This is a genomic window from Streptomyces sp. NPDC047028 (genome assembly GCF_040644095.1).
GTDB lineage: Bacteria > Actinomycetota > Actinomycetes > Streptomycetales > Streptomycetaceae > Streptomyces.
The window spans coordinates 135,545-160,361 of sequence record NZ_JBEYVS010000005.1 but is presented as its reverse complement, the minus strand read 5'-3'; the positions used below and the strand labels follow the sequence as shown (position 1 = coordinate 160,361).

General features: G+C 67.6%; 14 protein-coding genes and 4 pseudogenes. 9 read left to right on the top strand and 9 right to left on the bottom strand.

Annotation, left to right across the window (positions count from 1 at the left end; genetic code table 11):
- The first annotated feature begins 43 nt into the window (after positions 1-43).
- Positions 44-1,012, top strand: a complete 969-nt coding sequence (speB, locus tag ABZ854_RS07115) for an agmatinase (RefSeq protein WP_129309061.1) — start codon at positions 44-46, stop codon at positions 1,010-1,012.
- A complete protein-coding gene (locus ABZ854_RS07110) occupies positions 1,009-2,694 on the top strand; it encodes a thiamine pyrophosphate-binding protein (protein WP_361205515.1) in 1,686 nt (561 codons plus the stop codon). Before speB ends, ABZ854_RS07110 begins: the two co-directional genes overlap by 4 nt.
- Before the next feature lie 20 nt (positions 2,695-2,714).
- Here ABZ854_RS07110 and ABZ854_RS07105 read toward each other — a convergent pair whose 3' ends face one another.
- On the bottom strand, positions 2,715-3,560 hold the full coding sequence (locus ABZ854_RS07105) for a GNAT family N-acetyltransferase (protein WP_361205512.1): 846 nt from the start codon (positions 3,558-3,560) through the stop codon (positions 2,715-2,717).
- A gap of 494 nt (positions 3,561-4,054) precedes the next feature.
- Positions 4,055-7,957, bottom strand: a complete 3,903-nt coding sequence (locus ABZ854_RS07100) for a LamG domain-containing protein (RefSeq protein ID WP_361205509.1) — start codon at positions 7,955-7,957, stop codon at positions 4,055-4,057.
- Between the two features lie 324 nt (positions 7,958-8,281).
- Here ABZ854_RS07100 and ABZ854_RS07095 point away from each other — a divergent pair, with 324 nt between their 5' ends.
- The gene (locus tag ABZ854_RS07095; RefSeq protein ID WP_361205506.1) at positions 8,282-16,981 is read left to right on the top strand and encodes a ricin-type beta-trefoil lectin domain protein; all 8,700 of its coding nucleotides are present in this window, start codon (positions 8,282-8,284) and stop codon (positions 16,979-16,981) included.
- Between the two features lies 1 nt (position 16,982).
- Positions 16,983-17,507, top strand: a complete 525-nt coding sequence (locus tag ABZ854_RS07090) for an SMI1/KNR4 family protein (RefSeq protein ID WP_361205503.1) — start codon at positions 16,983-16,985, stop codon at positions 17,505-17,507.
- Here ABZ854_RS07090 and ABZ854_RS07085 read toward each other — a convergent pair.
- Both ABZ854_RS07085 and ABZ854_RS07080 read right to left on the bottom strand, forming a co-directional pair.
- Complete coding sequence (locus ABZ854_RS07085) at positions 17,504-17,806, bottom strand: hypothetical protein (RefSeq protein WP_361205745.1); 303 nt, start codon at positions 17,804-17,806, stop codon at positions 17,504-17,506. The two genes, ABZ854_RS07090 and ABZ854_RS07085, sit on opposite strands and share 4 nt — an antisense overlap.
- 257 nt (positions 17,807-18,063) lie before the next feature.
- Positions 18,064-18,349, bottom strand: a pseudogene (locus ABZ854_RS07080) (replication initiator); the annotation flags it as partial.
- Positions 18,350-18,516: 167 nt separating this feature from the next.
- On the opposite strand from ABZ854_RS07080, the gene ABZ854_RS07075 reads away from it, so the two are divergent.
- The 4 genes and pseudogenes from ABZ854_RS07075 (at position 18,517) to ABZ854_RS07060 (ending at position 20,086) form a co-directional block, all read left to right on the top strand.
- Entirely contained in the window at positions 18,517-18,900 is a 384-nt protein-coding gene (locus ABZ854_RS07075; RefSeq protein ID WP_361205500.1) for a type II toxin-antitoxin system RelE/ParE family toxin, read from the top strand.
- A complete protein-coding gene (locus tag ABZ854_RS07070; RefSeq protein WP_361205498.1) occupies positions 18,897-19,235 on the top strand; it encodes a helix-turn-helix transcriptional regulator in 339 nt (112 codons plus the stop codon). The genes ABZ854_RS07075 and ABZ854_RS07070 overlap by 4 nt, the downstream gene beginning before the upstream one ends.
- Before the next feature lie 29 nt (positions 19,236-19,264).
- Positions 19,265-19,486 (top strand): annotated as a pseudogene (locus ABZ854_RS07065) (helix-turn-helix transcriptional regulator); the annotation flags it as partial.
- 168 nt (positions 19,487-19,654) lie between these two features.
- Complete coding sequence (locus ABZ854_RS07060) at positions 19,655-20,086, top strand: hypothetical protein (protein ID WP_361205495.1); 432 nt, start codon at positions 19,655-19,657, stop codon at positions 20,084-20,086.
- A gap of 565 nt (positions 20,087-20,651) precedes the next feature.
- On the opposite strand, the pseudogene ABZ854_RS07055 reads toward ABZ854_RS07060, so the two are convergent.
- The 5 genes and pseudogenes from ABZ854_RS07055 to ABZ854_RS07035 all read right to left on the bottom strand — a co-directional run.
- A pseudogene (locus ABZ854_RS07055) lies at positions 20,652-21,317 on the bottom strand (site-specific integrase); the annotation flags it as partial.
- Positions 21,299-21,505, bottom strand: a pseudogene (locus tag ABZ854_RS07050) (DUF2637 domain-containing protein); the annotation flags it as partial. The pseudogenes ABZ854_RS07055 and ABZ854_RS07050, both read right to left, overlap by 19 nt.
- 66 nt (positions 21,506-21,571) lie before the next feature.
- Positions 21,572-22,951, bottom strand: a complete 1,380-nt coding sequence (locus ABZ854_RS07045; RefSeq protein WP_361205492.1) for an FtsK/SpoIIIE domain-containing protein — start codon at positions 22,949-22,951, stop codon at positions 21,572-21,574.
- Entirely contained in the window at positions 22,951-23,307 is a 357-nt protein-coding gene (locus ABZ854_RS07040) for a hypothetical protein (protein ID WP_361205489.1), read from the bottom strand. The genes ABZ854_RS07045 and ABZ854_RS07040 overlap by 1 nt, the downstream gene beginning before the upstream one ends.
- Before the next feature lie 171 nt (positions 23,308-23,478).
- Positions 23,479-24,267 (bottom strand): GntR family transcriptional regulator, encoded by a 789-nt coding sequence (locus ABZ854_RS07035; protein WP_361205486.1) that lies wholly within the window; start codon positions 24,265-24,267, stop codon positions 23,479-23,481.
- A 110-nt stretch (positions 24,268-24,377) separates the two neighbouring features.
- Here ABZ854_RS07035 and ABZ854_RS07030 point away from each other — a divergent pair, with 110 nt between their 5' ends.
- Entirely contained in the window at positions 24,378-24,785 is a 408-nt protein-coding gene (locus tag ABZ854_RS07030) for an NUDIX hydrolase (RefSeq protein ID WP_361205743.1), read from the top strand.
- Positions 24,786-24,817: the final 32 nt, after the last annotated feature.

The following is a 24,817-nucleotide window of genomic DNA, read 5'->3' as shown; positions in this document are numbered from 1 at the left end:
AGCGCCACAAGCGCGACGAAGCGCAAGAAAGAAGGCACATCCCATGAGCAGCAACGAGACGCCCCGCGGCCCCGTCGACTCCTCCCGCGTCCCGCGGTACGCCGGCCCGGCCACCTTCGCCCGGCTGCCCCGCCTCGACGAGGTCGGTACCGCCGACGTCGCCGTCGTGGGCGTGCCGTTCGACTCGGGTGTCTCGTACCGGCCGGGCGCCCGCTTCGGCGGCAACGCCATCCGCGAGGCGTCCCGGCTGCTGCGCCCCTACAACCCGGCGCAGGACGCCTCCCCGTTCGCCCTGGCGCAGGTGGCGGACGGCGGCGACATCGCCGTCAACCCGTTCAACATCAACGAGGCCGTGGACACCATCGAGGCGGCCGCCGACGACCTCCTCGGCACCGGCGCCCGCCTGATGACCCTGGGCGGCGACCACACCATCGCCCTGCCCCTGCTCCGCTCGGTCGCGAAGAAGCACGGCCCGGTCGCGCTGCTCCACTTCGACGCCCACCTCGACACCTGGGACACCTACTTCGGCGCCGAGTACACGCACGGCACCCCGTTCCGCCGGGCGGTGGAGGAGGGCATCCTCGACACCTCGGCCCTCTCCCACGTCGGCACCCGCGGCCCGCTGTACGGCAAGCAGGACCTCACCGACGACGAGAAGATGGGCTTCGGCATCGTCACCTCCGCGGACGTCTACCGCCGGGGCGCCGACGAGGTCGCCGACCAGCTGCGCCAGCGCATCGGCGACCGCCCGCTGTACATCTCCATCGACATCGACTGCCTCGACCCGGCCCACGCCCCCGGCACCGGCACCCCGGAGGCCGGCGGCATGACCTCCCGCGAGCTGCTGGAGATCCTGCGCGGACTCGCCTCGTGCAACCTGGTGTCGGCGGACGTCGTCGAGGTCGCCCCCGCGTACGACCACGCGGAGATCACCTCGGTGGCGGCCTCCCACACCGCGTACGAACTGACCACGATCATGAGCCGACAGATTGCCGAGGCGCGCGAGAAGTGACGCACGACCACGACCTGGAACTCCGCCCGACGCCCGCCCAGACGGCCGCCGCCCTGAATCCACCCCCGGGGCGCATCGGCGGAGACCTGGTCGTGGAGACCTTGGCCGGGCTGGGCGCGACGACCGTCTTCGGCCTGCCCGGCCAGCACGCGCTCGGCATGTTCGACGCCCTCGGCCGCTCCTCCATGCGCTACATCGGCCTGCGGGTGGAGAACAACGCGGGCTTCGCGGCGGACGCGTACGGCCGTGTCACCGGCGAGGCGGCCCCCCTGCTCCTCTCCACGGGCCCCGGCGCGCTCACCTCCCTCGCCGCACTCCAGGAGGCGGCGGCCGCCTCAGCCCCCGTGCTGGCCATCAGCAGCCAGGTCCCCACGGCCGGCCTGGGCGGCGGCCGCCACGGCTACCTGCACGAACTCCCCGACCAGGCGGCCTCGTTCCGGGGCGTCGTCAAGTCGGTCCACACGGCCCGCACCCAGTCCCAGATCCCCTCCGCGATCGCCGAGGCCTGGAAGTCGGCGCTCACGGCACCACACGGCCCGGTGTGGGTGGAGATCCCCCAGGACGTCCTGCTCGCACCGACGGAGCTTCCCGTCGTCACAGCCCCCGAGGCCCTCCCGGACGACCTGGTCCCGCGCCCCGAACTGACGGCGCTGGCAGCGCACTTGCTGTCCTCGTCCTCCCGCCCGGTGATCATCGCGGGCGGCGGGGTCGTACGCGCGGACGCCTCGGGCAAGCTGCGCGCCCTGGCCGAGCGCCTGTCGGCCCCGGTGGTGACGACCTTCGGAGGCAAGGGCGCGTTCCCCTGGAACCACCCCCTGTCCCTCCAGTCCTGGCTGGAGGACCGCCACACGACGGACTTCCTGGAGGACGCAGACGTCCTGCTCGTGGTGGGCTCCGGCCTGGGCGAACTCTCCTCCAACTACCACACGTTCAAGCCGCGCGGCCGGGTCATCCAGATCGAGGCCGACCTCGGCAAACTGGAGTCCAACCACCCGGCCCTCGGCATCCACGCCGACGCCCGCCTGGCCCTCCAGGCCCTGCTGGAAACGGTGGAGGAGCGCGAAGATGCGACCGCCCCCGACCGCGTCCACGAGGTCCTGACCCAGGTCCACGCCCGCATCGAGGCCCAGGACCTCACCCTCGAACAGGCGGTCCTCGCCTCGGTCCGCCGGGCCCTGCCCGCCACCTCCCCGTCCTTCTGGGACATGACGATCCTGTCCTACTGGGCCTGGTCGGCCTTCGACCCCCGGGGCGCCAACACCATGCACTCGGCCCAGGGCGCGGGCGGCCTCGGCTACGGCTTCCCCGCGGCCCTCGGCGCCGCGGCGGCCGACCCCAGCCGCCCCGTCCTCGCCGTCTCCGGCGACGGCGGCGCCCTCTACTCCATCGCCGAACTCGCCACCGCCCGCCAGTACGACCTCCCCGTCACCTGGCTGATCGTCGACGACGGCGGCTACGGCATCCTCCGCGAATACATGACCGACGCCTTCGGCCGCCCCACAGCAACAGAGCTGACCCGCCCCGACTACGCCGCCCTCGCGGAGTCCTTCGGCGTTCCGGGGGTCAGGACGACCCCCGAGTCCCTTGAATCGGACCTGGCGAAGGCCCTGGCATCCCCCGGCCCCTCGGTCGTCGTACTCCCGGCGGTGCTGCGGATGTTCGCGCCCACGCATCTCGGGTGAGAGGCCGGGGCCGGCCGGGCCTATGACCGAGCAGGCTGGTTGGCGATCAGGAGGGTGCTGCCGGCGGGACGGAAGCCGAGGCGTGCGTAGATCCGGGCGACGGTCTCCTCCGCATAGGCGAGGAAGACGGTGCGCACCCCGTGCTCGCGGGCGTGCTCGACGAGGGCCGCGGTGACAGCGGCGGCCAGACCCTGACGACGGGCGGTCGGAAGGGTGCCGATCCCGCCGATCTCGGTGGTGCCGTTCGCCGGGTGGTAGTGACCGACGGCCAGGGGGGTGCCGTCCGGGTCGAGGGCGGCGACGAGCGTCTTGTGCCCCGCGCGGATGGTGGGCCGTACCGCTGCCACCGTGCCGTCCCCGGACAGTTCCCCGGCCACCGCCGCCAACTCCTCGCGGCCCGCAGAGCCCAGCGCGGTGCCCACCTCGGCAAAGGCCAGACGGGGAAGGGCGAGGGCCGCGGGCAACGCAGGATCGTCGGCCGTCAGCGCGCGGACCGTCACCCCGTCCGGCAACGGGCCCGATACGACCGGCTGGTCGGGACTCACCGCCATCAACGGGCGTTCCGCCACCGGCAGTCCGGCATCCTCGACACGGGCCCGCATGGCCGGCGCCGCCTCCGCCAGCCACTCGAAGGCCTCCGGCACACTCAACTCGCGCTGCCGGGCCCGTACCCGGGCGATATCGGCGGCGGCAACCTCCGAAGACCCTGCTGCGGTGGGCTGAGCGTGGCTGGGCCCGCCGTAGTACGGAGCACCGGGAGCCTTCCGGACGAACAACCGCAACGAGCCGTACTCTTCGGCATCGGAGAACAGCAACGGCACGGTGGCGTAGTACCGCTCGATACGGGCGCGCAGTGACTCATTCATCGGCGCATCCCACCACGGGACGACGCCGCGCCGCATCAGGGATTCGACGCCGGCCGCCCAACGGGTCCCGGAAAGTAGGCTGACCCCTCGGACGGGCCGGGCCGAGGTGACACCGCACGGCCAAGGTCGGCCTCGATCATTCAAGGGAGCGCGCCGACTATGGCAGACGTCACGGTCACCTACGACAAGACGGTGGATGCAGCGTAGGTGTATTTCGTACCTCCGGCTTGTGCGCGGTCGGCTCGCACGTATCCCTGTGATCCGGTGGACGTCGACGGCATGATCAATCTCGACTTCGACGACCAAGGGCGTCTCATAGGCATCGTGGTGCTCGCGGGAGTTCGAAACTGCCGAGGCACCTGCTCGACTCAGCGGAGCCGCCTCTGGATACCGAAGGCGCATGAGGAGGTTCCACGAGCCGGTCGGCGTCGCCGATCGAAACGGGCCCGTCCCGGAGGGTCCGGGACGGGCCTCGATGACCACCATTCGTGCCCTCAGCCGAGCTGCGCGACCTTGGGGGAGTCACCGCCTGCCGTGGCGTCCGCTGCGGGAAGAGCCACTGGGTAAACGCGCACATCGCTGATGGCGCCGGTGGCGTATTCACCATAGGTGCCGGAGGCGATCTCGCGTCCGATCTGCAAGTGACCTGTGGCGTTCCAGGAGGGGTACTTCCAGTCATTGGTTCCGGCGAGCTTGCCGTCGACGTACAGGCGCACTTCCTTGGCGGATACGTCGTAGACGCCCAGGAGGTGGGTCCATCTGCCCTTGGCAGGCTCGCCGCCGTAAGCAGCACGCCAGACTGCGTCGCTCTGATCGGTGCTGTGCCTGCCGAAGGCCCAGGCGTGTACGTTGGACGAGTAGTACAGCTGGAGCCCACTGTTCTTCGTGCCGTCCTGGGAGACGAACGTACTGTTCGCGGACAGCGAGTCGAGCTTGACCCACGCGGAGACGCTGAAGCTGCCGGACGTGTTCACAGCCGATGACGTAGTGGAGGCGTAGCCGGTGGTGCCGGACAGGCCGAGGACCGTGCCCCGGGTCGTGTCGGTCGTCCAGGCGAAGGCGCCGGCGAGGGTGGCGTCTGAGAAGCCGGTGCTGTCAACTCCGGTTGCGCCGCTGCCTTCGTTTAGCTTCCAGAGATGCGTGGCTGTGTCCGTGACCGAGCCGAGCGTGACTCCTGGAGCGAAGTCGTAGGTGGACGAGGACGCCGCATTCACGCGGTAGTTGTATTCGACGAGCCTTCCGGAACGGTCCACGGCGTAGAGGTCGGGCAGACCGTCCGGGCCGCTGGAGGTGGCGCCGGCGGGGCTGTTGATGTCGCCGGGCGAGACAGCCACGGGAAAGTCGGAGGGCGGCAGCGTGAGGGGCAGAACGCTATGGCTCGTGGAGTGGAGCAGCGAGGGCACCAGCGTCTCGGGGTCGACGGTAAGCGGGTAGCTGTAGAGGGCCCCGGTGGATTTGTCGCGGGACCACAGGACGGGCTTGCCCGCGACGGTTCCCGCAGCGATCAGAGTCTGCCCCGACCAGTCGCCGTCCCCTAGGAGGATCGGGTTCCTGAGTTCGCGGCCTCCGTCCGACTGGTAGATCCACAGCTCACTGTTCTCGACGGTGATAACCGCCGGGTAGCCGTCGGTGTTGCCGAAAACGTTGCCAGGGGTGATGAGTTGGCTGATATTCCAGCTGTCGCCGTCGTAGGCGGTGCTGCGACAGCGCGTGTCATCAGCCAGCACGGTGGCGGGGGCGCAGTCTGCCTTGGGTACGACGTCGAACCGTCGGCCGGTGAAGCCACCGACGGTGGAGTAGGGCGCGCGGGGGAACGAGGCGTCGTCGACCGGGTCCAGGTCGTTCTTGACCACGTAGAGCTGGTGGTTCTTGTAGGCGAAGAGATCGTCGACATCCGAGCCGTGCAGGTTGCCTCGATGTGCGATGAGGTAGGTGTTCCAGCCGGTGCCGTCGGGGGAGTCGTCCTTGGTCGCCACGATGGCGGGGCCGGTGACCGCCGGAGGTATACCCGTGACTGCTCCACTCGGGGCCGGGGCGGGAGCTTGGCCCGGGTCCTGATTCCCCGGGATCAGGTCGAGGTCGCCGGTCTGGGTGGTGGCCAGCAGGTCGGGCACTCCGTCACCGGAGATGTCACCGGGTTTGATGGGCGTCGCGGGGTTCCAGGGGACAGTGAAGGTGTAGCCGTAGGGGCTCTCGGAGATGTTCCCTGCCTTGTCCACTCCGGCCACGTACAGGGTGTGCACGCCCCAGTTGGTGATGGGCACATGGAGGGTGGCCGTGGACCTGCCTTGACTGTCGGTGCCGCTGATGGCGGTGCTGTGACCGTCGGCGGCACTCGGCGGTGAGTCGAGCTGCCACAGGAATGAGTGCATTCCGCTGGCCTTGCAGGCATTGGGGACACAGCTTGTGTCGCCTGCAGGGCTGTCGGTGTCTGCCACGGTGAAGTCGGCCGTCTTGCCGGGCCCGGCATAGACGACGGGGTCGGCGGGACCGGAGCCGACCGGCGGGAAGGAGGGGTTGTCGGCCACCTCAGGGGTTTGCGGGGCGGAGAAGTCGGTGTTGAACCAGCAGTGTTCGGACAGCGATGATTTCAGTCCGGAGCTGGAATCGTCCTCCGCGTAGACGTCCCACCCGTACTGGTGGCCGTCTTTCAGATGCGCGCCGATCTTCATCGCCGCGTCGGTGCCAGAGGCCAGCCACCCACTGTCCGGGGTCGAGACAACGGTGCCGTTGCCGTCGCCGTCGGGATCAACGGTGCGGTCCCAGAAGCTGTAGTGCGCTCGCGCCTTCTCGCCGGACAGGCTGGTCGTCACGGTGGAGTGCAGAGTGATCTCGCTACCGGCGTCCGAGTACGTCGTGGCGCCGATCCAACCTGGGCTGCTGGTCGTGCATGCGGCCGAGGCTCCAGCGGCGGACGGGGTCGTGTGAGGGCTGCTGGGGACGCCGGGCGGGATGTCGAACTTGGTGTGCAGGGTCAGCGTGGTGGACATGCGGAGGTAGTCATCGTTGCTCGAGGAATCGGACTCGTTGCCGTACAGGCCGATCGTCCAGGTGTTGGTGCCGGCGCCGAGATTCCCGGCCGCGTCGTAGCCGTTGCCCTCGTGATCAGCGATTTTCTGGGCTTGCTTCCCGACGTGGAAGGTGGCGGTGCTGTTGCTGCACGAGCTACCCGAGTTGGCGCCGCTCGGCACCGTGTCGGTCTCGGGCGGGAACGCTGAGTCGTGGGTTAGGGGGCGTGACAGCCAGTCGGTGCCGGAGTTGATCGCGTCCGTGGTGTGCAGAGTGAGCGGCTGGTTGTGTGTGCAGTCGTAACTGGCGGCGAAGGTGGTCGATACCTGCACGTAGGCGTCGTCGACGACGAACGACGAGTGCAGCCCGCTTGTGTTGATCGCCCAGTACGAGCGCTCCACTCCGGCTCCACAGCGACCGCCCCACCGCTGGTAGCCCGCGCCCTGCCCGTTGGTCTGTGCCTTGTCGTACTGCGGAGCGTTGTCGCAGGCGGAGTTGGAGTAGACCTCCGTAAAGTGACCCGCGGTGGAGGTGACCGGGTTGGTGTACGGGTCGATGTACACCGGGTAGGTCGTGTCGGGGTCGCTGAGCATGCCGGCGTCGGGGGTCAGCGTGAGCGCCTGGTCGTCGGCGGTCATGGCGACGGGTTTGGTGTCGGCCCCGGGCCCGGGGCCGTCCACGGTGGACACCAGCCCGGCCACAGGGCCGGGCTCCGGGGCACTGACGGGCTTGGAGCCCGAGTCCCACATCAGCGGCTGAGGGCTGGTGTAGTCCAGACCGCCGTCCGAGGTGGTGGCCTGCATACTGTCGGAGTCGGTGGTGGCCAGGTCGAGGCCGCGGGTGTCGGCGGCCAGCGAGAGCTTCCTCAGCCGGGGGTCGGCGGCGGCTGCCGCGTCGTGGACGATCAGCACGTCGCTGAAGCCGCCCTGGTCGGTGACGGAGACGGAGAGGTCGACACCTGGCAGTACTGAGGCGTACACCGCGGTGTCGCCGCTCACGCTCGGTGTCGGGAGGGTGAAGGGCACGCTCAGCGACATGCCGGGGCCGTCGGCGTGGGTGAGGCTGACCAACGGGCCGTCACCGCCTCCGGAGAGCGTGACGTGGTTGGGTGTGGCCTTGGGCTCGTAACCTCCGTGCCCGTCGGCGGTCAGGGTGGCGTCGACAGGTATCCAGTCACCGTCGTCCCTGCGGATCCGGGTGGGCAGCACGCTGGTGATGTTGGTGAAGGTGCCGTCGGGAAGCGCCTGGGTGGTGGAGACCTCGGTGGTGAGCGTGTCCACAGGGACGGAATTGCCCGTGTTCATGGCCTGTGTCTGAGCGGCGAGCAGCGGGTCGGATGGCGGGTCCGCGGAGTCGTCGGCGGAGGCGCTCTGGGGTGCGAGCGACATCAACACACCCAGTGCTGTCGTGAGCAGAGCCCAGCGGCGTGCGGCTGCTGACGGTCTGAGCGTGCGCCGAGGCGGTCTCAACACGTGGCGGGCTTCCTTCTGTTCGCGGGCAGCGGGTCGGGGGAAGCCCGTTTGCCATGAGGTAAGTGATCAATTTCGGTACAGAAACTACACACTCTCTTCCAAGTTGCGGCACGGTCTTTTCACGTATATGGCAAAGGGTCTTGAGGCGTGATCATGAACGAACCTAGTCTCCGCTCGATCACGCGCACGTGTGATCTGACTGAGTGACGGCCGGTCAGGGCCGTCCGCGGGGGGTTACGCGTGAGCGGCAGACGGCGATGGTTCGCGGGTGTCTGGCATCGGAGACTGCTGGGTGGGCTCGGGCTGTGGGTGATCCCCGTCGCGCTCCTGGCACTGCTCCTGCCTGTAGCCATCGCCACGGGCCTGGGCACGCCCGGCTTCTTGCCCGGCCACACGGATGACGGGTTCGGCCATCACGGCGGTTTCCACTTCGACGGCTCGGTGTGGAGGCCGAAGAAGCTGCCCGTGATCCCGGCCGTGGGGGAGCACACCGTGCGGCCCGCGATCGGGAAGCACCCCAAGGGGTACAAGCCGCTGGGAATGTACGAGGCGCGCGCCCCTCGTTGGCCCGAGGCAGGTACCGCGACGGTCGCCCTCGACGCCGGAGGGACGACCAAGCCGGTCAAGGCAGGCGCACTGCCCGTCTGGATCGCGCCTCTCGGTCACGAACACAACGCCACCAAGGTGCGCGTGCGGACCGCGTCACACGCTCAGTCGCTGAAGGCGGGTGCCAACGGCATGCTGTTGGGCGTCAGCACGCCCGGCGGCCTGGCCTCGGGCGGCCGGGTGAAGGTGGTCATCGACTACTCCGAGATCGCCAGGGCCTACGGTGGTGGCTACGGTTCCCGGCTCCGGGTCGTGAAACTGCCGGCTTGTGCACTCACCACACCGGAGCGAGTGGAGTGCCAGAAGCGCACCCCGATCAGCTTCACCAACCGTCCCACCGCCCGCCAGCTGACAGCGACCATCACCTTGGGAGGGACTTCCGCGGCCCAGCAGCGCGGGGGCAGCAGCGGCAAGATCTCGAAGCCGGACCGCAGCACGGCAACGCCCAAGCCAACAGGGGACAAGGGCGGCCCCACATCCACGACAGGGACGGCCTTCCCCGATCCCGTGCCGAGCACGCACGGCACGGACACGGAACAGGGATCCGACGGCCCCAAGACGATGTCGATGCGTACCGCGCCGATGGCCGTCGGCACAGCGGGTACCACGGCGCTGGCCGTCACTTCCGGCACCTCCGGTTCCCAGGGCGACTACGGAGCGACGACCCTGTCGGCCGCGGGCACCTGGCAGGCCTCTGCCACCGGTTCCTTTACCTATGCCTATCCCATCTCCGTCCCCGCCGCGATCGGGGGCAACGCCCCGTCGGTGGGCCTCAGCTACGACTCGCAGTCCGTGGACGGCGAGACCACCGCCCGCAACTCGCAGGCATCCTGGGTCGGCGACGGATGGAGTTACCAGGTCGGCTATGTGCAGCGCGGATACCGCGCTTGTGGAACCCTGCTGGACTCTGACGGAAAGAAGCTCGTCAAGGGGTCCGGGGACGAGTGCTGGGGCGGCGACAACGCCACACTCTCCTTCGGCTCGCATTCGGGCGTGCTGGTGCCCGACGGAGTGGACACCGGCGTCACCGGCGAGATTCGGCAGTGGCGACTGCAAGGCGATGACGGCACGGTCGTACAGGAACTGTCCGGCGCTGACAACGGCCTCCACGACGGCGTCTACTACCGGGTCCTGACCACCGACGGCACTGCGGCCTACTTCGGTGCCGACCACGCCCCCAGCGGTGCGGGCACCGATGCCACCATGCCGTCCGGTCCTGGCGACCCCTCCACACACTCGGCATGGGGAGTGCCGGTGTTGCACCCCCGTTCCTCGGATCCCTGCCACGACGACGCCAAGGGCACCGCGTCCCGCTGCGACAAGGCCGAAGGCTGGCGGTGGAACCTCGACTTCGTGGTGGCGCCCAACGGTTTCGTGCAGCGCTACGACTACACCAGCGAGAGCAACTACTACGACCTCGGTGGTGGGCAGGCGGCCGCGACGGACGACCCGGACGACACCGGAACACTGGTGTCGTACACCCGTGGTGGCGCTCTCACGCTGATCTCCTACGGATACACGCTCGCGGACGAGAAGGCGGGCCGTACCCCGGCGGCCGAGGTGGACTTCGGTCTGGCCCAGCGCTGCCAGACAACCACGGCCTTCACCGACTGCAGCGCCGGCAACCTGAAGGACGACACGGCCACCCACTGGCCGGACGTGCCCTGGGACCTGCACTGCGACGCGACGGACAAGACCAAACTGCCGGACGGTGCCACCAAGGTTCCCGCTGACGTGTGCGTCACTGCGGGCCCCAGCTTCTGGACCACCACCCGGCTGGACTCCATCACCACCAAGGTCCATGTGAAGGCCAGCGACCAACTCACCGCGGTCGACTCCTACCAACTGGGCCAGGTCTACTCGGACGCGGGGGGCACGGTCGACCCGGTCACCGGCACCACGGTGGATCCGAAGGACGCCGGAATGCTCCAGGCCGTCATGTGGCTGCAGTCAGTCCAGCACACCGGCAAAGACACGTACGACAACGACAACAGCGACATCAAACTGAACCAGGTGTCGTTCACCGGCACCGAGATCGACAACAGGGTGAACGACGACTCGCCGTCCGCCCCGCCGCTGTACCGGCCCCGCATGTCCAGCGTGCAGACGGAGACCGGTGAGTCGATCGCGGTGGAGTACAACTCGGCGCCGTGCGCGGGCAAGACTCTCTCCCTCTCACATGCCGACAGCAACACAGATTCCTGTTACCCCGTCTATTGGACCGTCCCCGGAGCGTCGAAGCCGATCGCGGACTGGTTCAACAAGGTAACCGTCAACAGCGTCGCCACCTCCGACCTGACGATCGCGGGACAGTACAAGCCGGACGCGCAGAACAACCCGGCCGGCTCGGAGACCCAGATCTCCCGGTACAGCTACGCCGGCCCTGCCTGGCACCGTGACGACTCGGCTCTGACCGACGACCAGTACCGCACCTGGGACCAGTTCCGCGGCTTCCGTACGGTCACCGTGCGCACGGGGCAGGCACCCGAACCCGTCACTCAGCAGACCACCACCTATCTGCAGGGCATGGACGGTGACTACAAGGCCGACGGTACCCGCCGCTCCGTCACCGCCGACGCCACGGTCGGCGGCAGCACCGTGCTGAGCGTTCCGGACTCCGATCAGCTGTCCGGCACCGCGTTGATGGACGAGACATACACCCGGGCCGGCGGCACCGTTGACGGCGTCAGCGTCAACGGTCCCTTCAACTTCAGCACCACGGCATCCGCCCACCAGACGCCTTGGTCCGCCTGGACCCAGGAGGACAACCCCGGTGGCACCAAGCCGGCTTCCTCCACCCTGCCCGACCTGGTCGCGCACCGGATCAAGTCGAGTGGTTCCTCGCAATACCAGTTGCTCGCGAACGGCGATTGGCGGCATACGAAGACGGATGTCACCTATGACGGCGAGGGCCGCGTCTCCACGGTGAACGGGCACGGTGACGGCACCGACCCGAAGCAGGAGAAGTGCGCCACCACCACGTACGCCGGCCCACCGGCCTCGAACAAGATGATGTTGTCGTACCCCGACCAGGTCACCTCGGTGGTCGGATCCTGCGGCACCACGCCCAGCGCAACGACCCTCCTGGCGGACAAGAAGATCTACTACGCGGGAGACGGCACACCGTCAGGGCTCGGTGCCTTCGGACAAGTCACAGCCCTCGGCGAGGCCACCGCCACCCAGACTGCCACCAGCTTCTCCGGTAGCACGGAAAACTGGCGGACCACATCCACCACGAAATACGACGGAGCCGGCCGCATCACCGACTCCTACGATGCCACCGGGCAGAAGACCCACACCGACTTCACCCCAGCCTGGAGCAGCGCCGGCGACAACACCAACGCCACCGCGAAAGCCTCCACCAACAGCCAGGGCTGGGTGGTGAAATCAACCCTCGACGCCCTGCGAGGGCTGCCGCTGGAGAGCGTTGACGCCAACGGCCGCAAGACCGACATGACGTACGACGCGCTCGGCCGCCGGACCGCGGTGTGGCTGCCCGGTCGGGACAAGTCGGCCGGGCAGAGCCCCGACAGTACTTTCACCTACTCGATCAACCCGGGCGCCGTGCCCGCGCCCGGCGGCACTGTCACGCAGCCCGGTGCGCCGACGGCGGTCACCTCCAAGACGCTGCGCGAGGACGGCTCGTACGCCACTGCCGTCACGATCTACGACGGCATGCTGCAGCCCCGGCAGACGCAGTCCACCGCCATGGGTGACTCGAACTCCGGTCGGGTCATCTCGGACACCTTCTACGACTCGCACGGCTGGCAGACCGCGTCGTACGCCGCCTATTCGGAGCCGAACGACTTCCCTTCCACCACTCTCTACGCCGCCAACGAGAACCAGATCCCCTCGGAGACCACGACCGCTTACGACGGCCAAGGCCGGCCTGTGCGGCAGACCCTCTGGCACCAGGCTGTAGAGCAGTGGCACAGCTCCACCAGCTACCCCGGCGCCGATGAGGTCGACAGCACGGCACCGACCGGCGGCCGTTCCACCGCCACATACACCGATGCCGTCGGCCAGACCACCAAGACGGTGGTGAAGAACACCGGCTCTACGGTCACGCTGCACGGCGGCTCGGTGATCCCGTCGGGTACCTCGCTGACCTCTGACAGCGTGCGCCTCACCATGCAGGGTGACGGCAACCTGGTGCTGTCCGCGCTGAACACCGGCAAGACCATCTGGTCCTCCGGCACCAGCGGCAAGCCGGGCGCTTGGGCGAAGTTCGGCACGGACGGCAACCTGACCGTCTACAGCACCGCCGCGACCCAGTTGTGGAGCACCGGTCTCACCGCCACCACCAACGCCACGCTCCAGATCCGGAACGACTCCACCGTGGCCGTCGTCTCCTCCGCAGGCTCCCTGCTGTGGAAGCAGGGCACGTCCGGCGCGGTTCCAGCCGCCGACTCGTCCACGCGGTACACCTACACTCCCGCAGGCCAAGTCGAGTCGATCAAGGACAGCGCGGGCAACACCTGGTCGTACAGCTACAACCTGCTCGGCCAGAAGACGACTCAGACCGACCCGAACACCGGCACCACCACGTACGACAAGTACGACGTGGCAGGCAACCTCCTGCAGACCACGGACCCGCGAGGGCAGGAACTCTCCTTCGCCTACGACTGGGACAACCGCCCCACCGCCGAGTACGCGGCCGCCTGGTCGGCCAGTCCCGATCCGGGCAAGCTGCTCGCCTCGCACGTGTACGACACGTTGGAGAAGGGGTACGAGACCTCAGCCACACGCTACGTCGGCGGCGCCTCGGGCAAGGCGTACACGCAGGCGGTCACCGGTTACAACACCGCATACCAGCCGACGGCCACCACGCTGACCGTCCCGGCCGCCGACGGCTTCGCCGCCGCGGGACAGTCCAGTGCGCCATCGTCCGGCACGGTCACCTACACGACCACGGCCAGCTACACCCCGAACGTGGGGCTTCTGTCTTCTACGCACTACCAGGCAGACGGCAACCTGCCTGAGGAGGACATCGACTACGGCTACACCCAGCAGGGCAACCTCGACGGGATCGGCGGCTTCATCAACAACGCCAACACGCCCGCCTACCTGGACGATGTCGTGCACGATGCGTTCGGGCGTGTGCTGCAGTCCGTGTACGGGCGGGTGGGCAAGGAGATGGCTACCTTCGCCCAGTACGACGCCACCACCGGGCGCGTCACCCAGACCAGCAGCATGGTGCAGACGTCCGCCACCGCGTTGGACGTCAGCAAACTCCGCTACGACCAGGCCGGCGAACTCACCGCGATCGACGACCTGCAGGACAACACCACGCACGACACCCAGTGCTTCACCTATGACTCGTTCCAGCGTCTGACCGCCGCGTGGACCGACACCGCCGGAATCACCGACCCGGCCGCGGCCACGGTCGGCGCGGTCGGCGGCTGTACCACGGATCGAGTGCAGACGACGGCCTCGGCCCCGGTAAAGACGACCACCGTGGGTGGTCCGGCGCCCTACTGGCAGACGTACACCTACGACCAGCTCGGTGACCGCACCGGCATGGTCAGCCATGACACCTCCGGCAACGCTCTCAACGACGGAACCCAGAGCATCAGCTATCCCGGTACGGACGGCACCACGAGCGCCGCACTGCCCGATCAGGCCGGAAAGGCCACCACCACGAGCCCGGCGAACGGCACCTCGACGACAAGTACGTCCTATGCCGATCCCGATCACGGTGCCGCGAACGCGGGCGACACGATGAGCCGGAAGGTGACTTCGGTCGGCCCGTTGTCCAGCGCGTTCACGATTTCCGGTGGCGGCAAGCGGTGTGTCGAGGACGCGAGCGGTTCCACGACGGCAGGCGCCAAGGTTCAGATCAACACGTGCAGCGGTGCGACCAGCCAACGGTGGACGATCGGCACCGACGGCACGGTTCGCGTTCTCGGACTCTGCCTCGACACGACCGCCAACGCGACCGCGTCCGGCACGCACGTCGTGCTCGACACCTGCAAGAGCGACGCCACGCAGCAGTGGAAGTTCACGGCTACCGGGTCCGTGACCAGCAAGGCGAACAGCGCCGAGTGCCTGACCGACCCGAAGGCGTCCGCAACAGCGGGCACCCAACTGACACTGGCCGCATGCGGCAGCGCGGGGCAGAAGTGGAGCGGCGCCGCGACCGGCGCCGTAGCGGCCGGCCAGAGCCAGACCTTCACCTATGACGCCGAGGGCCGTACCGCCACGGTCGCCACGACCTCGGGCACCCATACCAGTACGAGCAAGTACCTGTACGACGCCCAGGGCAATCTGCTGGAACAGACCGCCGCCGTCGACGGCGCCGACAAGACCCGCGTCCTGTACCTCTTCGGCGGTGCCGAGCAGATCACTCTCACCGTCAGTACCAAGACTCTGACCGGACTGCGTAACCTAACCGGGCCCGACGGCACCACCGTGACGGTCTCCAGTGATGGCGACGTCAAATACCAGATAGCCAACGGGCAGGGGACCGCCGTCACGGCCGTCGACGCCGCCACCCTCGCCGTAACCCGCCGCGCCTACGACCCCTGGGGCAACCCACGAGGCACCAAGCCCACCTCGTGGGTGGCTCCGGACGAGAATCACGGATTCCTGGGCCAGCCTGCCGATGCCACTACAGGCCTCAGCCTGCTCGGCGCGCGCGACTACGACCCCGTCACCGGCCGCTTCCTCACCCCCGACCCGCTCTTCGAATCCGGCGACCCCAACCAGATGGGCGGTTACACCTACGCCGGGGACAACCCCGCCTCCTCTTCCGACCCGAGCGGGCTGGTCGAGGAGATGGACCCGGGCGGCGACGGTGGCTGCGACGCCGCCTGCGCTGAGGCCAACGACAAGGCCTACGAACAGGTGTACGACACCAGCACCTCCAGCGGCCAGCACAAGCACAGCAGCGGAGGCTGCCACGGCTTCTGGGGCTGTACCGGGCACTACTTCAAGAAGGCCTTGCCCGTCGTCAAGACCGTAGTCGTGACCGTCGTCGTCGTGACCGTCGTCCAGACAGCCATCGAGCCGGTCGCCGTGGCGTGTGCCGACACGGTCGTCCTGGCGGCCGGCTGCGTCCTTGCCGCGGCAGACGCCGTAGGCGCGGTCGGAGGCTTGTACGGCGCGGACTGTGCGGCTGTGGGCTGCGGTGAAGGCGGGGGGTTCAGCGCCGGAGAAGGAGACTCACCCGCTGCGGGAGGCGGCGCGGACGCGGCACCCAAGTCCGCCGCCGAGCCGGCGCCGCACGACGCCTCCGGCAGTTCGGGCGGAGCCGGCGACGAGGCCGCCGCTTCCAGCGCGGGCAAGGAGTCGACGAGCGACTCGGCAGGCACGAACGCGGCTGCCCCCAAGAAGGCCGACGCCCAGCACGAGGCGGCCGCCTCACGCAGGGCGGCAGCCACCGCGGACGACCCGGGCACGGGCAACTCGGGGACGGGCCGTAGCGGTTCTGGCGGGGGAGGCAACCCGAAATGCAGCTTCGCCCCGAGTACGCCAGTCCTCATGTCCGGCGGCAAGACCAAGCCGATCGGGAAGATCAAGAAGGGCGACAGGGTCGAGGCCGCTGATCCAGGGACCGGTAAGCACCGAGGCGCCCGCACTGTCCAGCACATCTGGATCAACCACGACCACGATCTCCTCGACCTCACCGTCCGCACCCCCGACGGTCACACCGCCACGCTCCACACCACGGCGAACCATCCGTTCTGGGACGACACCACCCACACCTGGGTCCCCGCAGGAAAGCTACACCCCGGCGACGCCCTCAACACCCCCACGCACCACCACGCCCACGTCATCTCGGCCCACCCCACACCGGGCACAGCCAACCGGTGGAACCTGACCGTCCAACAACTCCACACGTACTATGTCGTGGCGGGGACCACGCCGATCTTGGTCCATAACACGAAGGGCTGCGAAACAGATCCGACGTGGGGCGGCAGCGTACAATTTGCGGGGCTGGACGCCTTGGGGCGCCCTCAGGGCATGTCCGCTGCCATTAGTCGCCCAATGATTGGGGAAGGTACACCAGCAGACGCTAGCATTCGTCCGCCGGGATTCACCGGAGGGCGTCCAATTGGAGATCAGGCGCGTGGACACTTGCTTGGCAGGCAACTCGGGGGCTCTGGTGATATTCCAGAGAATTTGGTAACGCTTCTTCAGAATCCCGTGAATACTCCCATCATGAGCGGCTTTGAAAGGCAAGTTCGACTAGCCGTAGAAGGTGGTCAATTTGTCCAATACTCGGTCACTCCTATATATGAGGGAAGTAATCTAGTGCCGCGTGCCGTAACCCTTTCGGCGTATGGCAATGGAGGCTTCAGTCTAAATGTCACAATTTTGAACAGGAGGTAGCGTGAGTATCGACGAACTAGCGTCTGTCGTGTCGCCTCCCCCGGGTGTCCAGCTCGGTGAAGTCGACTGGCAGGCTGTCGAGCACCTGATTGGCTGCGCCTTGCCCGCCGACTATAAGGAGATGGTTCGGCGATACGGCCCGGGCTGCTTCGCGCAGTTCATTCACATCTATCAGCCGTCGAGTGAATTGGGTGCCATTGATCTTCCTACTCAAGTTGGCGAGTCGTTGTGGGCGCTCAGGTATCTGAGGGACGCCGGTGAGTCAATTCCGTATCGGATCGACGATCCAGCGGAAGTGCTCGCTTTCGGTCGAACGGACAATGGAGACGTACTCTATTGGAGGCGTGCGGACATCGATGCTCCCGACACATGGACTGTTCTCGTTAAGGAGCCTCGGGGTGAAGAGTGGTTCGAATTCTCAGGTGACATGTCGGGATTCTTGGCCAAGGTCCTAGGTCGCGCAATTATTGTTCCTATTTTCCCGCGACGGTTCCCGTCAATGGAACCGATCTTTGAATCTTACTAGCAGCCTTCCGTAATTGCGTCAGCGGCCCCGACGGATTTCTTTCCGGTGGGGCCTCTGGAGTGTCTGACGGCAGTATTTGACGGCAACGTCAGCGGACAAGGTGTCGGAAGGGGTAGCGTCTCGTCGCCGTCATCCAGGTCGCCAGGAGTCTCGGGGAGGGTGCCGAGGGTAAGGCCGAGGAGGTAGATGGCTTGGCGCTGGAGGCGGAGGAGTACGTGTGCGAAGACCGTCGCGGTCACGCCGATGTGAGCGTGTTCGAGGAATTCCTTGATGACGACGAGTTCGACGCCTTGCTCCAGGAGCAGAGTTGCCGTCGAGTGGCGGAGGTCGTGAAACCGGATCGGTCGTAGCTTTCCGTCGCGCAGCAGCGAGTTAAGTGGCGGGTGAGGGTGGCGGGTTCGATCGGGCGCCCGTCGGGGCGCGTGAAGACGTGGCCGTTGCCCTGCCGGCGCGAGCCTGCATCCTCCTCTTCCTGCGCTTGCCGGGCGCGGTGTGCGCGAAGCGCGGTGACGCAGGAAGCCGACAGGGCGATGGGCCGTTCGGAGCTGATGGTTTGGTCACGCAGAGCCCGCTGCATCAGACCTGCCACCTTGGCTGTCTCGCGTCGCAGGTGAGCGTTCGGGTCGAGCGGCGTGCCGAGGAGCGGGTCGTCATCTGGGTGGGCGTGGCCGGGGTGGCAGTGGCGGGTATCAGTTCGGTTGTGGACGGGCCCGAAGTCGGGTGCGGTCAGGGTGGCGAACACGCCCGGGTGCGCTCACACTCGCGGGGAGGGTCTTGCCGCCGCACAGTCCGGCGGCGATGAGCTGATAGGTGTCGTAGCGGTAGACGGTCTAGCAGGACGGGCGCCTCGGCAGGTTGCAGCCGATTTGCGGGTGGCGCCGTGCCATCAGGACGAAGGGGGGAGAACGGCGAGGGTGTGCGACGCAGGAGCGGCTGCGGTCGCGGCGACGGCATACGACCTGAGTCAGAGGTCGTCCTCTCACGCCCCGTGCGATATATCATCGACGCTATGGAGAGCGGGCGGTATTCGATCGAGATCGAGCCGGAGGTGCGGCTGTGGCTGGAGACCATTCCCGCTTATCACTACAAGCAGGCCGAACGCGTCGCCGACCTGCTCGCCGAGCAACCCACCACGCTCGACGAACCGCACTCCCGCCACCTGGGCGGCAAGCTCCGCGAGCTGCGCTTCCGACTCGGCGATTCCCATCAGCGGATCACCTACTGGCTGGCGCCCGGCCGACGTGTCGTGCTACTCACCGTGTTCCGCAAGACCAAGATGCGCGAGCACGCCGAAGTGGACCGTGCCCACGTCGCACAGCGATTGTGCGAGGCAGAGCATGAAGCCGCTGCCGAGCACGACCTCTACAGCCGCAACCTCAAGGAGAACCGATGAACCACAGTGAATGGAGGACCCGTCGCCACCGCCAACTGCTGGGCGAACACCTGGACGCTGACCCCGAGTACGACCGGGCCTACGAAGAGGCGGGTCTCGCTATGACGTTGGGCAAGGCCGTCTACGACCGGCGTAAGCAGCTGGGCCTGAGCGAGGCCGACCTCGCCGAGCGCATGCACGTCGGCGTCGATGACATCGAAGGCATCGAGACGGCCACCGAGCTGCCGCCCATCGCGGTCATCATGCGCCTGGCCCGGGCACTGGACCTCACGGTGGACGTGCACCTCGCAGGCGGAGACGAGCCCACCGTCACCATCGTCGCCCCAGCGGCCTGAGGCGGGGAGGATCCATGCAGGGCCCGCCTTCCGCGCTCGCCCGTGAGCTCGGGCAACTCGTCCACGACCGGCGCATCGAGCTCGGGCTGTCCCAGGCCGAGTTGGCCGAGCGGTGCGGGATGAAGCAGCCGCAGATCTCCCGCTTCGAAGGCGGTGGGACCGTGCCCACGCTTCCCCTCCTGCGCCGCCTGGCTCAGGCCCTTGGCGCCGACCTGACCATCAGCCTCACCCCGCACGACAAAGCCGCTTGACAGACATTCGGAATTCCCGGAATTCCCCAGTCGGTACAGACCACTGACAGCAGTAGTGACGACAACACCAGCAGACTCCAGCGCACGAGCCCGAATCACCGGCGACTTTCAAATCACCCACTGACCAGCAAACTTGCAGGTAACCCCGGCCCGCATACGTACTATGTCGTGGCGGGCGGCGTCCCGATCTTGGTCCACAACTCTTGCGGACCCGATCATGGTGAAACCGTCTATCGGAGTGACACGCGCAACGCCAATGTCATCTTCGATGAGGGATTCCAGCCCAAGGGTGGCAATATGAACCTTGAGGAGCATGTCGCCGGCGTTTCCGGTGTCTACACTGAAGAGTCGGGATATGTGGCCACGACGACTTCAAAGTCACATGCGCTGACTAGGCGCGGCAATACTTATGTGATTGACCGGGAAGGGATTTCTGGCGGGGTAGATGTCAACGGGGCTATTCCGGATAACGTGGATGCCCACGAGATGGAGCTAGCAGTTCCCCACGGAATAGACTCGTGCTACATACGAGGCTGTTGGCTTGAAGGCTCGGGGGAGTGGCTCCCGAATCCAAATTATGGAGGTGGGGGCAATGGATAGAGCCTCTCTCGTTGCGGTCGATGCCCAAGGGGAGGAGGTCCCTGTAGTGCTACTTCTTCCCTCGGAGTCGGATGCGCATCTTCAGATGTCAGTCGAAGGTGGCCCAATCCAGGAGTTTTCTGGATCTGACTTCTTCAGCTGCCTGATTGATGCTCGACTCGTGTTGGAATCACGCGGATTGCTCCTATGCTGTCAGGGTGCTCGATCTGATGTGTTTCCTTCTGGAATGCAGCGACAGATGGAGCTCGGTCGCGTGGCCAGGGTGCTAACGAGAGATGTAGATCGGCGGGGGGAGGTAGACATTTTCGCCGCCGCCAAGCCGTACGAAGTAGTCTCTGTGGAGCGCCAGAAAGCTGCTGTGTATCAGTTTTTCAACTTGTCACTCCCAGGCTCCGGAAAAGACCTAGGTGAGAGGTCTTAGCCCTCTGATGAATACCGCTTGATCTCGACCTCGTCGGGAGGGCTGAGAATCTCTGGCAAGTATTCGATCCATGACACGGAGCCCCACTGGATTGTCCTCCAGTGGGGCTCCGTAGGCGTCTGACGGCAGTAGCTGACGGCAACGTCAGTGGACGGGTGCTGCACAATACGGCAGGTCGTCACCGTCATCGGGCTCGGCGGTGGCGTCCGAGGGGTTGCGCAGCGCCCGATCGAGGAGGTCGATGGCCTGGCGTTGCAGTCGGAGGCGGACGTGTGCGTACACGGTGGCGGTGACGCCGATGTGGGCGTGGCCCAACAGTTCCTTGATGACGACGAGTTCGACGCCTTGCTCCAGGAGGAGTGTCGCTGTTGAGTGGCGGAGGTCGTGGAATCGGATCGGCCGTAGATGGGCGTCGCGGAGCAGGGCGTTGAACTGCTTGGTGAGGGTGGCGGGTTCGATCAGGTGTCCGTCGGGTCGTGTGAAGACGTGGCCGGTGTCATGCCAGCCTGAGCCCGTCTCCTCCTTCTCCTCTGCCTGGTGCTCACGGTGACCGCGGAGTGAGGTGACGCAGGAGGCGGGGAGTGCGATGCGGCGTTCGGAACTGATGGTCTTGGTGGGGAGGGTGGCCAGGCCGCGACTGTTGGTGCGTTGGAGGGTGCGGCGGATGGTGGCGGTGCCGCCGTCGAGGTCGAGGTCTTCCCAGCGCAGGCCGAGGAGTTCGCCCTTGCGCAGGCCGGTGCGCAGGGCGAGTTCGAAGAGTGTGGCGTGCCGGTGCCTCTGGGCGGCGGCGAGCACCAGGCGGCGGCTTTCGTGGTGCCGGTGCGGAGTCGGCGCCAGGCGGCGACGAGCAGCAGGTCGACGGAGACGGGGTAGGCCCAGGCTTTCCATCCGTCCTGTCCGGCCGCCGAGGCGACGTCGTGGAGGTGGGCGAAGGACAGTGCGGCGGCGATGAGCGCCTGGACGAGCACCGCGTCGACGCGGGCCAGCTGGGCGCGCATGATGCGACTCCTTCCGGTTTCGGGCATGGAGGGGTAGGGACGCGGCGCGAAGAGGCCGGGAGGGGGTCAGTCGGTGACGGGGTGCGGCTGTACGACCGGGACGGGTGGGGTGTGCGGTCGTACGGGGACGTCGAGCCGGAAGGGCTTGAGGGCAGGGACGTCGGCGACCAGGCCGGCCGAGTCCTGACAGATGGCCGCAGCGTCGGCGAGGGAGAGATAGGGCGTGCGGATGCGGGACCAGCCGCCGGAGGTGTCGCCCGCGACGGCGAGGCCGGGTGTCTCGGGGGCGATGGAGCAGGCGGCGTAGACGGCTTCGGGGGCGATGTCGCCGAGGGCCATCTTGGCGGAGGCTTCGTCGTTGACGCGGTGGCAGACGCGGCCGGTGAGCTGGGCGCGGAGCATGGTGGCGCCCTTGCCGAGTTCGGCGCCGAATCGCTGGCCGCAGACTTCGAGGTAGATGCCGGCGGCGCGGCCGAGCTGGGCGAGGCGGATGAGCTGGGTGACCATCTCGTCGCGGCGGTCTTCGTCCTTGCGGGTTGCGGTGAGGAAGAGTTCGGCGACCTCGTCGATGAACAGGACGATGGGGGTGGGGCGTTGATTGTCGGGCAGGCCCCAGATGTCGGAGGTGATCTCCTCGTCGGGGGTGTCCGGGGCGATGCCCTGGCGGGCTTTGATCAGGTCGTATCGGTCTTCCATTTCCCTGACGAGCACGGGCAGCAGTTCGGCGGCTTCGTCGGGGTCGGTGGCGAGGGCGGAGAGGCGGGCGGCGAAGGGCGCGAGTTCGACGCCCCGCTTGCAGTCGATGCCGACGAGCGCGACACCCTCTTGCCGGGCGAGTCCGGAGATGAGGTGGCGCAGGTACATGGACTTGCCGGACAGGGTGGCGCCGAGGGTGAGTTGGTGGGGGACGGTGCGGTAGTCGCGGACGAAGGGCATGGCGTCCTCGCGCAGCGCGACCGGAATCTTGAGGAAGCCGCTGCCGGTCTTGCGGGGCATCCGGACGCGGCGCAGTACGTCGTAGCCGACGAGCCGCAGTTCGACGACGCCCGGTTTGACGGTGGTGACGTAGACGGCGTGGACGCCCCAGGCATGCCGCAGGCGTTCGGCCGAGGCGGCGACGTCGGCGGGTTCCTGCCCGGGAGCGAGCCGGAGGCGGAGCCGTAACCCCGTTGAGGTGGGACGGAGGATGCCCCGGCGGGGCGGGACCGGCCGGATCTCCCGCCGGGTGGTGGCCTTGACGGCGAGGACCCTAAGCCGGGAGGGCGCCACGGTCAGGCCGCAGGCGTCCATGACGGAGCCGTATGAGCTGAGCAGGCGGACCGTGGACATCGGGCCGCCAACTGCGGACCAGTAGACCGCCGGGTGCTTGGCCCGGGTGTAGGCGGCCCCACCGCCCAGCGCGGCGAGGGGACCACCCACCTCCAGGAGTGTCGTCAGGTCGGACATCAGGCGGCAGCCCCGGTGCTGACCGGGAAGGCGGCCGGGGTGACGGCGGCGGCGCGGTAGGCGATGCCGTGACGCTGCTGGCCGTTGAACACGGACTCCCACGGCCGGGCGATGAGCCCCGGCAGCGAGACCGGCGAGCCCAGGACGAGTCCTTCGGACACGCCGCCCTCGGGAACGGTGACCTTGATCAGAGCGGACTCGCCGTCCTCGATGTAGACGACGCCGATGGTCATCAGCGCCTCACCGCTCACCGCGTCCTTGGCGATCTCGCCGGTCTGGCGGTCGCGAACCTTCGGCTCGGGGGCCTCGGTCAGCAGGATCGTGGCGGCGGTGGTCTCCACACGGATGGTGCGCACAGGACACTTCCTATCTACTCGTCTATACATGTAGCGATCTGCGAACCCGATCTCCCGGGCTCACGACGATCACCCCTGCCACACAACTTGCCCACTCGTCTATACGAGTAAGCGTGTTGGGGTGTACGAGTCGAGGAAGCGTCCCCCGCGCACCACCGCAAACCATGACGATCAGGTCGCCGGAAGCTGGTACGACAGCACGTAGGCGTCCGCCGCCATGACCGTGTCGCACACCTCCACTGCCCGCCCCTCGGTGTCGAAGGCAGTCCGGACCAGGTGGATCACGGGCACGCCGGCCGCCAGGTGGAGCGTCTTGACCTCGGAGGGCGAGGGCATTCGGGCGCGGATCTCCTCTTCGAAGTGGTCAAGGCGGTGGCCCAGCTCTTCGAGGCGGGCGTAGATGCCGCCGGGGCCGGGGTTGGGTTCGGCGATCTGAGTGCCGCGGGCGATGTCGAGGGGGAGGTAGGAGGTCGCGAACTCCACGGGCCGTCCGTCCAGGAGATACCGGCGCCGCCGGGCCAGCACGCGCCGTACGGAGCCGAGCCGGGTGGAGACGTCCTGGCTGGCCTTTTCTTCCTTGACCTCAAGGCTGTCGACCTGCGGGTGACTGCCGGCCGCGTCCGCCTCCACGATGAACGCGGACTTCCCCTGCTCGCGGTGGCGGCGGGCGAACCGGTCCGAGGCCAGGCGCCGCACGGGCGGCCGGGGCCGGACGAAGACGCCCTTGCCGTGCTCGGCGTGGACCAGGCCCTCGCCGGTGAGGACGGAGAAGGAGTTGCGGACGGTCATCCGGGAGACCCCGTAGTGCTCGACCAGCTCCGCCTCGGAGGGCAGTTTCTCGCCCTCGCCAAATCGCCCACGGTCGATCGCCTCGCGCAGCTGGTCGGCGATCTGCCGGAAGACCGCACGATCGCTCGTGGGGTCGAGATCGCCGAGGAGGCCCGAAGAAAGAGGACTCACTGTGTGTACTCCTTTAGGTATCTAGACGAGTGGGCGAGTGAAGTTGCTACGGTGGAGAGCCTAGCCATCCGGGAGGGCCGAGGAACGTGAGCACAGAACGCCCGCACTCCGTGAGCGTCGCCGGGGTCGTCGTCGACGCCCAGGGCCGTGCCCTCCTGATCCAGCGCCGTGACAACGGCAAGTGGGAGCCGCCGGGCGGTGTCCTCGAACGCGAGGAGACCATCCCCGAGGCCCTGCAACGCGAAGTCCTCGAAGAGACCGGCATCAAGATCGCCCTTCCGGCGACCCTGACCGGCGTCTACAAGAACATGACGGGCCTGATCGTCTCCCTGGTCTTCCGCTGCGAGGCCGCCGACGGCACGCCCACGACCGGCGACGAGACCCGCGCCCTGCGCTGGGCCACCCGCGAAGAAGTCTCCGAGCTTGCCGACGAGGCATACGCGATCCGCGTCACCGACGCACTCGACGCCATGACCCCGCCGGCCGTCCGCGCCCACGACGGCGTGAAACTCGTCTAGCCCGAACCCGCTGCACATGGCGGCCTACCAGC

Excerpts from the sequence above, each read along its gene's own strand:
- ABZ854_RS07105 (WP_361205512.1), bottom strand. The coding sequence starts at position 3,560 with ATGAATGAGTCACTGCGCGCCCGTATCGAGCGGTACTACGCCACCGTG.
- ABZ854_RS07100 (WP_361205509.1), bottom strand. The coding sequence starts at position 7,957 with ATGTCGCTCGCACCCCAGAGCGCCTCCGCCGACGACTCCGCGGACCCG.
- ABZ854_RS07075 (WP_361205500.1), top strand. The coding sequence starts at position 18,517 with ATGGAGAGCGGGCGGTATTCGATCGAGATCGAGCCGGAGGTGCGGCTG.
- speB (WP_129309061.1), top strand. The coding sequence starts at position 44 with ATGAGCAGCAACGAGACGCCCCGCGGCCCCGTCGACTCCTCCCGCGTC.
- ABZ854_RS07070 (WP_361205498.1), top strand. The coding sequence starts at position 18,897 with ATGAACCACAGTGAATGGAGGACCCGTCGCCACCGCCAACTGCTGGGC.
- ABZ854_RS07045 (WP_361205492.1), bottom strand. The coding sequence starts at position 22,951 with ATGTCCGACCTGACGACACTCCTGGAGGTGGGTGGTCCCCTCGCCGCG.